We start from the raw sequence: 3,515 nt of genomic DNA on the forward strand, positions 1-3,515 counted from the left end.
CCCCACTGACCCACTCGTCGCGGTGTTGAGCGGTGGCGGGCCCCGCCGGGTTACCCGGGGCCCGGGGGTGCGAGCGGCGGGCCGCCGCGCCCCCCCCCTCGTCGGGGGTCGCGTGCTCGCGTCCCACGGCGCCGACGAGCGGGTGTGGGGGCGCGTGACGCTCTGGGAACGGGCGACCCACCTCGCCCACACGTTCACCCCGGGGCAGCCGCCCGGCCGGGCGTCGCTCGTCCGGGTCGACCTGCGGCCGAGCGCCACCGGGACCGCCGTGCGGTTCGAGCACGGCGGGTGGGCGCCCGGCAGCGAGCGCGTGCGGTCGCGCTTCACCGGGTGGCCACGCATCCTCAGCCGCTACGCGCACCTCGCCGAGCACCCCGACCCGGAGAAGTGACGTCCGGGCTCGCGGGGGGGTCGCTGCGGTCTCACCAGCCCCAGTCGCCCCAGTCCCAGCTGCCGTCGTCGGCGTTCCCGCCGTTGCCGTTGCCGTTGCCGTTGTTCCCGTTGCCGTCGTTCCCCGGGCCGGGCTGGTTCTGCTGGTCGCGCTCGTCCTGCTGCTTCTGCCGGTCGTCGAGCTCCTGCGACCGCTTGGCGGCGTCCTCCTCGGCCTTCGTGATCGCCGCCTCGCGCTCGGTGAGCTGCGTCGTCGCCGCGTCGAGCTCGGCGCGCTGGGCCTCCAGGTCGGCCCGCTCCGACTCGAGCTGCTCGCGCTCGGCCGCGACCTCGCTCTGCACGCGCTGCGCCTCGGCCTTCTCGCGCTGCGCCTCCCCCTGCGCGGAGAGCGTCAGGCCGATGCCGACGAGCAGTCCGAGAGCGACGCCCGCGAGCCCGACGGCGGTCGGGACGAGCCACCGGCGGCCGCGGTCGGGGGCGGCGTCCTCGTCGTCGTCGGCGGCGGGGAGCGCGAGCGGTCCGACGCCTCCGGAGGCGCGCGCCGGGACCGCCGTCGCGCGCGGCGGCGCCGCGGCCGGGCCGGCGGGCGTCGGACCGACGGGGACCACGCCGGACCGCGCGGCTCCGGCCGAGACCGACGGGGCCGTGCCCGCGACCGCGGGGCGCGCGGCCGGGTCGTCCAGCAGCGCGCCGAGCGCGGGGAGGATCATCGTCGAGCCGGCGACCGGGTGGTCGTCGACGGCGCCCGTCGCGACCGGGGCGAGCGTCGCCACGTGCGTCGCGTCGACCCCCGGACCCGTGGGGGGTGCACCGACCACCGGGGCCGCGCCGGCCACCGAGGCCGCTCCGACCGCCGGGGTCGCTCCCGACGAGCGCGCGCGCAGCGACCGGCGCGTCGGCGTCCCGGACCCGGAGGGCAGGGGCTCGGTCGTGCGGAGGACCGGCGCGTCCGGGAGGGGCACGGGGACCGGGGACCCCGAGGTCGCGGCGTCCTCCCAGAACACCCAGCCCGGGGGCGGGGCCGGCCAGGACGGGTCCGGGTGCCAGTCGGTCGTGGGGGTGAAGCCCTCGGGGACGGGCCACCCCGGGGGCGGCACGAACCGCACGGCCATGGGGTCCTCCTTCGGTAGCGTCCGGCGCACGGTCGACGGGGACGCAGGGTCTCGACGGGGCTCCGGGTTCGACGGGAACAGTAGGGGAGTCGTGGCCACCGGCACGAATCGGATCCGCGACGTGGGTGGCCGCTGGTAGAACGGACACAGACCGGCGGGGCGGCCCAGCTCCCGCCCCGGCGGCGATCGTCCCCGACCCGGAGGTGTGCGTGTTCCTCGTTGACGAGCCGGCGCTGCGGACCGTCGCGGCCGAACCCGGCCGGACCGTCACGGGCGGCGCGCCCGCGCGCGAACGCGTCCTCGTGCACTCGGCGAGCGACCTCGTCGTCGCCGCCGAGTGCGAGTACCGGCTCCTGTGCCGGCTCGACGAGCAGCTCGGCCGTGCCCCGCGTCCCGACGCCGGGGACGACGCCATGCTCGCGCGCACCGCCGCGCTCGGCGCGCGGCACGAGCGCGAGGTCCTCGCGCGCTACGAGGCCGAGCACGGCGCGTTCGACCCGGCGACGGGACGCGGCGTCGTACGCCTCGAGCCGCCGCGCGGGATCTCCTGGGACGAGCTCGTGGCCGCGCAGGCGAGCACGCTCGCCGCGCTCGAGGCCGGCGCCGACGTCGTGCACCAGGCGGCGTTCTTCGACGGCTCCTTCCACGGGCGCGCCGACTTCCTCGTCCGGACCGGCACCGACGACACGGGGGCGGCCCGCTACGCCGTCGTGGATACCAAGCTCGCGCGGCGCGCCAAGGTCCCCGCGCTGCTCCAGCTCGCCGCGTACGGCGACCAGCTCCAGGCCGCGGGCGTGCCCGTCGACCCCGACGTCTCGCTCGTGCTCGGCACGCGTGAGCGCACGTCGCACCGCCTCGCCGACCTCCTGCCCGTGTTCCGGGACCGCCGCGACCGGCTCGTGCGGCTCACGGCCGAGCACGTCGCGCGCGACGGCCGCGCCCCCTGGGACGACCCCGCCGTGCGGGCGTGCGGGCGCTGCGACGACTGCCGGGCGCAGATCGACGCGCACCGCGACGTGCTCCTCGTCGGCGGGGTGTACGAGTCGCAGCGCGCACGGCTGCACGCGGCGGGGATCCGCACGATCGACGAGCTCGCGGCCGCGACCGACGAGACGCCGGTCCCCGACGGCATGAGCCGGTCCGCGTTCGCGAAGGTCCGACGCCAGGCCGCGCTCCAGCTCGGCACGGGCCCGTCCGACGGCACGGTCGTGTGGGCCGACGCGTCGGGGCCGCACGAGCTCTCGTGGCGCATCGACGACCCGACGCCCGTGCTCGCGCTGCCTGCTCCGAGCCCCGGCGACGTCTTCTTCGACTTCGAGGGGGACCCGCTGTGGACGGACGCGGGCGGCACGAGCTGGGGCCTCGACTACCTGTTCGGCTGGGTCGAGCGCCCGGCCGCGCCCGAGGAACGCCCGCCCTTCCACGCGCTCTGGGCGCACGACCTCGCGGCGGAGCGCGACGCCCTCGTCGCGTTCGTCGACCACGTCAACGCGCGCCGCCGCACGTACCCGGACCTGCACGTCTACCACTACGCCGACTACGAGCGCGCGCACCTGCTCGCCATCGCCGCGCGGCACGGCGTGTACGAGGAGGAGGTCGACGACCTCCTGCGCGACGGCGTCCTCGTCGACCTCTACGCCGTCGTGCGCCAGGCGCTGCACGTCTCCGACAAGTCCCGGTCGATCAAGAAGCTCGAGCCGCTCTACATGGGCGACGAGCTGCGCACCGGCGACGTGACCACCGCCGCCGCGTCCGTCGTCGCGTACGCGGAGTACACCGCGCTGCGCGAGGCCGGCCGCGACGACGAGGCGGACGAGCTGCTCCGCGGGATCGCGGACTACAACCGGTACGACTGCGTGTCGACGCTGCGGCTGGGGGAGTGGTTGCGGCGTGCGGTCGCTGCTCGTGACGACGCGATGGTCGGCCTGGGTGCGGGGTCGGGGGAGACGCGCGCCGTCTACCAGTCTCTTATAAACAACAGACCCCGCCCACGAAATATTAGGTTTATAAAAC

Annotated in this window: 3 protein-coding genes; 2 read left to right on the forward strand and 1 reads right to left on the reverse strand. The window is 76.6% G+C overall.

The annotated features are described in order from the left end of the window. Nucleotides 1–112: 112 nt before the first annotated feature. A complete protein-coding gene (locus ACFWH7_RS19670) occupies nucleotides 113–391 on the forward strand; it encodes an SRPBCC domain-containing protein (RefSeq protein ID WP_378219128.1) in 279 nt (92 codons plus the stop codon). Between the two features lie 31 nt (nucleotides 392–422). Here ACFWH7_RS19670 and ACFWH7_RS19675 read toward each other — a convergent pair whose 3' ends face one another. Then, nucleotides 423–1,502 carry a hypothetical protein gene (locus tag ACFWH7_RS19675; protein ID WP_378219130.1) on the reverse strand — a complete coding sequence of 360 codons (1,080 nt, stop codon included), beginning with the start codon at nucleotides 1,500–1,502 and terminating at the stop codon, nucleotides 423–425. 209 nt (nucleotides 1,503–1,711) lie between these two features. Between ACFWH7_RS19675 and ACFWH7_RS19680 the strand changes: the two genes are divergently transcribed. Then, nucleotides 1,712–3,515 (forward strand): TM0106 family RecB-like putative nuclease (locus tag ACFWH7_RS19680; RefSeq protein WP_378219132.1); only part of this gene is annotated, 1,804 nt, incomplete at its 3' end.

Origin of the sequence: Cellulosimicrobium cellulans, assembly GCF_042723955.1 — a bacterium.
In the GTDB taxonomy this organism is placed as follows: domain Bacteria; phylum Actinomycetota; class Actinomycetes; order Actinomycetales; family Cellulomonadaceae; genus Cellulosimicrobium; species Cellulosimicrobium cellulans_H.

Excerpts from the sequence above, each read along its gene's own strand:
- ACFWH7_RS19675 (WP_378219130.1), bottom strand. The coding sequence starts at position 1,502 with ATGGCCGTGCGGTTCGTGCCGCCCCCGGGGTGGCCCGTCCCCGAGGGC.